Consider the following 6,352-nt stretch of genomic DNA (forward strand, 5'->3'; position numbering starts at 1 on the left):
GGGCAGCGCATGTTTGGTATTTATGCTGCGCTATCGCCTATTTATGGGGAATAACCACACTACACAGGCTCTGCCTTGCCTAAAAACCAAACAGTCTGCTGCAAATTCAACTACCAAAGATCAACACGCCCTAACAACGCTAATACTATTTAATGCGTCTTTAATTGCTTGCTGACTTATTGGTTTATGAATATGAAGGTTAGCCCCGTATTTATAAGCTCGCTCTATATCATTTTGTGAAGTATTTGCTGTTATAACAATAATTGGCATTACTTTATTAAGATCAGAGCGTATTTTTTTAATCGCCTCAAACCCATCCATTATTGGCATATTTAAGTCCATAAAAACAATATCATATTGATTTTCACTCACCATATCGCACGCGACTTTGCCGTTTTCAGCGCAATCATAGCTTAAACCTAATAGGCTAAGTATGCGGGTCAGTAATATAGTATTTAATGGATTATCTTCAACGACTAAACACTTTAGTTTGTCATTTATTTTACGAGGGTTTGGGAGAGCTTTACTGGCAATTATTGGTAAGTGCAAAGATACCAGCGCTCCATGGGCTTCATTATTTTTGAAGGTAATTTCACCGTGCAACGCCTTTACAACATACTGAACCCGAGTGAGACCTGTTCTTAATCCTTGAAAATGGTTTGTTTGTTTAAATGAGTCAAATTCAAGATCAGTAATCTCTTTCGAAAAACCACAACCAGTATCACTTACAGTTACACAAAGTTCATCATTAAAAAGCTTTGCAGAGACAGTAATTTCACCTTCTGTCGTAAACTTAATAGCGTTACTGATTAATTCTGTAAGCGTATGCTGCAAACGTTGATGATCCAATTTACATACACAATTTAATGATTTATCTAAACAACTAACTAGTTTCAGGCCTTTTTGCTGACAAGCATGCTCGTAAGCCATTAGTACTTTATTACACGACTCTAGAAGGTTTTCATTTTTAAATTGCGGTACCCACTTACCTGTACTTAAAGCGTGCAAGTCCTGCAGTTCATCTAATATGGCTATTAACCTAAGTGCGCAGTAATTAGCTTGGGTTTTAATGCTTTTCTGCGTATCAGAAACCTTTAACTCCTCAATAGACGTAATAAGACCCTGTAAAGGTGTTCTAAATTCGTGACTTGCTCTGGCAATAAAATGTTCTTTATTTTGACTCACTTGTTGAGCGAACTCTTTTTGTTTTTGGTATTTAGACAATGCATTACCTATTTCTTTTTCCATTGGCATAAATACAAATCTTAACTCTACAAGTAGTAAAAACATCGCCATAAGCCAAAATAATAATTCAAGGTTAGATACCCAGTTCAATTTTTGGACAGCTTGCTCTTCAAATAAATTCACTGCATGATCTAGTTGCTTTAATAGCTCTTCAACCTCAGTTACAGAGAATATACGCTTATCTACTTGGCCTTGTTGATAAAGCAAATTTTCCGCTTGCTGGATATATGTTGCAACTTGGGAATCTAGTTTATGAGGAGCTAACGTATACAGCTTAATAAGCTTAGGTGTAAGGTATTGATACTCTCCATTACCATTTTTTGAAAGTAAGTAATTATGAGTTTTTTTGAATGATACAACTGATGCCTTTAACGCTTTAGTATGCTCAGAAATATTTGTTGCCGATAATAATAACTCATTACTATGCCAAGCTATTTTTTGAGAAAGCATTCTCTGCTTACCAGCCATATTTATTATTTTTGCGTCGTATTTTTGCACCGAAAAATAATACTGCATAAGTGATGCTGATGTGCTTATTAATAGTGCTATTGCTATTAATGCCCATCGGTAACGAGTACGGATATTCGCGACAACTTTAAACATACTAAGCCTTGTTTTTGTTTTAAGTGTAGCTCAATTTTTTAGAACTAATAAGCAGCTTAAATAATGATTATTAAATAAAAAAGCCCAGCTAAAAAGTTGGGCTAATAAAATAAAACTATTTAACTATCTATTTTCTAAACGGTTATAGTCGAACATTCCATATTCTATCCCACGATATTTTTTAGCAGTATCGTGCAATATATCGCTGTATTGCCAAAACTGTGGATGAGTACGTCGAATACCAAACTTAGATTTCAATGCACCATAATCAGCTTCTATTTGCATCATAGGCAATTGCTCAGCAAAAGCATTTACTTGCTGCTCGTTATTTAAATACCAAATAGCTGCTGGATAATCTCCGATAAACCCAGGAACAATAGTCGCGGTATCTTCATCATAAGCACGTTGGCCATCTTCGTTTAATAAACTAGATATATTGTAGTGCGCATTATGATGAATAATAGTGTAGCCCTTATGGCTATTATCTTCTTGCTTTACAAGTATAAAAGAAAGCTGAGGTAATAAGTTAACCGCTTTTGCTGGCATGTTACTTACTACATTTAACGGCTTTGGCACTTCAGTGTAGTTGTATTTTTCACTTAAAACTGGCGCTAATGCTTCTTTCATCAAGGTATATAGTTCATGCTGTGGATCATCAGTTTCATAGTTAATACCACTGGGCTGGCTAAATTCTCGGTTACTTTTAAAGAACTTAGATAAGTCAGGTGGTGAATTACGATACCACTGCTTTTTGATTTGATTACGCTTGTGCTCAGGTAATAGAGCTAAAAAGTTTTGCTCTCCCTCTAAACGTAAAAAATCCATATATAAACGTGTAACCAATTGATGGCCTATATTTCCGTATACATCAAAGCCTGCCACAAGCAAATAATGAATACGTTCAAATAACGCATAATCAAGTATCCACGTGGTTTTAGGCTCTTGACCAATAAAACCTTTAACAACAGTTGCACTATCAAAATGGCGGAAAATAGTCAGCGCAGCATTTTTATTATGCCCATCACCCTTCCAAAGCAAGTCAGTTGTAAGATGCTCGCCACCTTTAAACATTTCGTTTGCAAGCTCAACTTTTGCCTGTAAATATTTTTTCTCACGAACTGAATATTTAACCCAGCTAGAAATAGGTAACGCATTACTTTCCTCTGCGGCAGGAAGTTCTAGAGCTTCTTCATGTTGCATTAGCATTTCCCCTACAGCAGGAGTCGCAACCTTATCAGGATCAGCAAATGCCACCCAAAAGTGATCATTTATAACATTTAAAGCAATCTGACCACGACAAACAGGCCCTTTTATAAAGCCCATAATAATTAACTCTGCTTCATCAAGCATAAATTGATATCTAGAATTAATAGGAATAACTTCAAAAGTTTTAAATGGGTTAGATGCTGACTTAGGCTCATAACTCGGCATTTGCGTAACTGTATAATCTGGCGCAATAAACTGCTCGTACAAACGCAGTAATTTAGTTTCATTAAGCTCAAGTGGTAAATGCGTTTTAGAAAGTATGGTTGTACGCTCTTGCATAAAACGATAATAAACACGGCTAACTTTAGGGTCATCGTATGGACGACGAGTATTAATTAACTTTATTTCCTCACCAGGAGGCGTACTTGAGCGAACTAGTTTAAAAAAGCTTTGTGGGTCCTCTGACGTAAAATAAATATGTGCTAAAAACCAATGTTCATAAATATAACGTGCTGATAACTGATACTTTAAGTTATCTTGATTTAAAAATGCTTCCCAGCCCTTTATTTTATTCTGATCATACTTACTTGGTGGCTCAATATGTGACATTTTACCGCCATTTTTAAGCCAGTTCTGTAAATGATTAAACTCTTCGCGCGAAACCCCAGGTAAACCATAAGGCATACCGCCATGAGGTTGCTCGTCAGCTAATCGGTCAAACTCCCCCATTGTTGCACAGGTTTGCGAACGCCCTAATGAAAAATCAAATTCATCATCTAGCACTTCATTAGTTGGTAATTCATAGCTTTGCTTTAACACTAAACTATTAAATAAAACACTTCCCGCTAAATTCGCTTCCTCACTTTGCACGCGTTCATTTAAAACTGGCGTAAAGTTTTTTTCTCGCCATTGCTGTGTATTGGTTGCATCAAATAATAAACGGCTTGGGGTCGTTGCCAATAAACGAGTTCCATCGTAAACAAGCTCTTTACTCAAACCTCGGTCAATACCTTCAGGGGATGAGAGCTTAAGCTGGCAAGGTGCATCGTAACAACCATGGCAAACGACGCAGCGGGTATCGAGCACTGGTTTTACGTTTTGTAAAAAATCAGCTCCAGCAAGAGTAGAATGTGGAACGATACGCTCTTGCGCTTGCTCTGGTCCAAATAAATCATCGTAATGTGCATTACCTAAGTAAGCACAACCACTAAGGATAATTAATACAAATGTACTTATTATTATTTTTTTCATTCGTCCTCGTCACCTAAATCGAAGGTGGGCATCATATCCATTTGAGGAGAAACGAATGTTTTTTGACCTTCAGTATTCAAAACAATACTTAAAAGAGGCCCATGCGTTAATGTTATCTGCGCATCATGCTCTTGCTCTAATATACTTAAATACAGAGAATCAGTTATAAGCAACTCATAACCGCTAACGGTAATAGCTACACTGCTATCTTCACTTGGATTTTGGCAAATTTGAGCAAGTAACTCATCATCAAGTCCAATTGATATTTCAAAATCAGGCTGCTCTAAATCTCTATCACTTAATGATTCATCTAATAGAAATAAAGGAAGGGTTAAATTGCTATCTTGTTCAAATTCCATTGCGTTCTCTGCACTTTCTGACGATTTAATTGGCGAGTATTATAACAAACTAGCGAGTAAATTAACGCTAAAGCTAATGTAACTGTTTAAACGTCATCTATAACAGATTCGATCACCGAAAATACACCACCTTGAGGATCGCATATAACACTAAAACGACCAACATCGGGGATATCTGTTGCAGGAACACATACTTGTCCACCTAAGCTAGCGGCTTTATTTACTGCCGTATCGCAGCTCTCTACTGCAAAATAAATCATCCAATGAGCAGGAATATCTTCAGGCCAGTCGCTTGTCATCTCAAGCATACCGGCAATTGGCTGTCCATCAACCAAAAATAAAGTGTAGTTCATACCTTCCATTGGCTTTATTTCACTTTCCCAGCCTAGTAAAGCACAGTAAAAATCTCTACTTACTTTACTATTTCTGGTTGCTAACTCATGCCAATAAGGCGTGTTTAATTCACCTAAGTACTTACAACCTTTATGCTCATTGCCTTGCCATAGTGCAACAGTGGCACCTACAGGATCTTTTAGCATCAACATTCGTCCTGCATTCATAACATCATGAGGACCGGCAATAACTTCAGCACCTAGTTCTTTAGCTTTTAGCGCACAATCATCAACATTGTCGACGGCAATGTAAGCCAACCAATGACTTGGGATCCCTTCACTAATTTGCTCTTTAGGCATTTCATACATAGCGGCTATATCACCACCTTGCTTTTGTAGCATGGTGTAATATATGTCCTCCCCAATAGGTTGATCGTCATACCCCCAATCAAATAATGATGTATAAAACGTCTTACCTTCTTTCCAATTGTGTGTACAAAGTTCTGACCAACAAAAAATGCCATGTGGATGATTATCAATTTCACTCATTATTAAACCCTTATTATTCTATTTTTATCTAAACGAACTATGTCACATTTTATAAACTACATAATTGAACAGATCATAAATTGAGATTAGAGCAATAACTAAGCGGAGTCGATAAAAGAAGGGCAAGAATTCGTTATTCAGTTGTTTCATATATAAGGCTTTTAACGCAGTTAGCGTCAGATTTAATCCCTCAAATTGATTAAATATTATTGCTGATCGATATAAATTATTTACTAAAAAGTCCTTCGCTCTAGAGGAATCCCTGAATCACTTTTTTGCAGACGTAAAAAAGTCCGAATCATTAGATTCAGACGCTCTACAATATAAAGTCGGTACGCTACGCAGTATATCAGCGTCGGGAGTCGCTATGCTCGCCCGCCCTACGTGATGTGTGTAGATGTCAGTGAGTATTAATTGCGCGCATTTACTTTTCTGCAGACGTAAAAAAGCCCGAATCGTTAGATTCGGACTTTCTACAATGTGAAGTCGGTGCGCTACGCAGTAGGATGTCGTAGTGCCCACAGCGGTGGAGAGTCACATAGCAAATGCTACTTTATTGGCCGACTGAGTTATTGAGGGGTTTTGTTGTGATTTTAACGTCGGGAGTCGCTACGCCCGACCTACGTGCTAGGTGTTAATGTGAGTGTGTGTTAATTGCCCGCATTTCACTTTTCTGCAGACGTAAAAAAGCCCGAATCGTTAGATTCGGGCTTTCTACAATTTGAAGCCTGGTAATGTCCTACTTTCACATAGCAAATGCTACACTATCATCGGCGCTGTTTCGTTTCACTACTGAGTTCGGCATGG

At 37.4% G+C, this 6,352-nt stretch carries 4 protein-coding genes; all 4 read right to left on the reverse strand.

Features of this window, described 5'->3' with window-relative positions; all coding sequences use genetic code 11:
- Nucleotides 1-120 precede the first annotated feature (120 nt).
- Nucleotides 121-1,848: a response regulator gene (locus tag I6E72_RS18120; protein ID WP_197113578.1), complete on the reverse strand. Its 1,728-nt coding sequence runs from the start codon at nt 1,846-1,848 to the stop codon at nt 121-123.
- Nucleotides 1,849-1,971: 123 nt separating this feature from the next.
- Complete coding sequence (locus tag I6E72_RS18125; protein WP_197113581.1) at nt 1,972-4,305, reverse strand: fatty acid cis/trans isomerase; 2,334 nt, start codon at nt 4,303-4,305, stop codon at nt 1,972-1,974.
- Nucleotides 4,302-4,664 carry a hypothetical protein gene (locus tag I6E72_RS18130; RefSeq protein ID WP_024591417.1) on the reverse strand — a complete coding sequence of 121 codons (363 nt, stop codon included), beginning with the start codon at nt 4,662-4,664 and terminating at the stop codon, nt 4,302-4,304. Before I6E72_RS18130 ends, I6E72_RS18125 begins: the two co-directional genes overlap by 4 nt.
- Nucleotides 4,665-4,750: 86 nt before the next feature.
- Complete coding sequence (locus I6E72_RS18135; protein ID WP_197113584.1) at nt 4,751-5,545, reverse strand: VOC family protein; 795 nt, start codon at nt 5,543-5,545, stop codon at nt 4,751-4,753.
- Nucleotides 5,546-6,352: the final 807 nt, after the last annotated feature.

Source organism: Pseudoalteromonas sp. NSLLW24 (genome assembly GCF_015864725.1).
Taxonomy (GTDB): domain Bacteria; phylum Pseudomonadota; class Gammaproteobacteria; order Enterobacterales; family Alteromonadaceae; genus Pseudoalteromonas; species Pseudoalteromonas arctica.

What these genes read in the sequence shown, in the direction of transcription:
- I6E72_RS18120 (WP_197113578.1), bottom strand. Translation starts at nt 1,848, where the DNA reads ATGTTTAAAGTTGTCGCGAATATCCGTACTCGTTACCGATGGGCATTA.
- I6E72_RS18130 (WP_024591417.1), bottom strand. Translation starts at nt 4,664, where the DNA reads ATGGAATTTGAACAAGATAGCAATTTAACCCTTCCTTTATTTCTATTA.
- I6E72_RS18135 (WP_197113584.1), bottom strand. Translation starts at nt 5,545, where the DNA reads ATGAGTGAAATTGATAATCATCCACATGGCATTTTTTGTTGGTCAGAA.
- I6E72_RS18125 (WP_197113581.1), bottom strand. Translation starts at nt 4,305, where the DNA reads ATGAAAAAAATAATAATAAGTACATTTGTATTAATTATCCTTAGTGGT.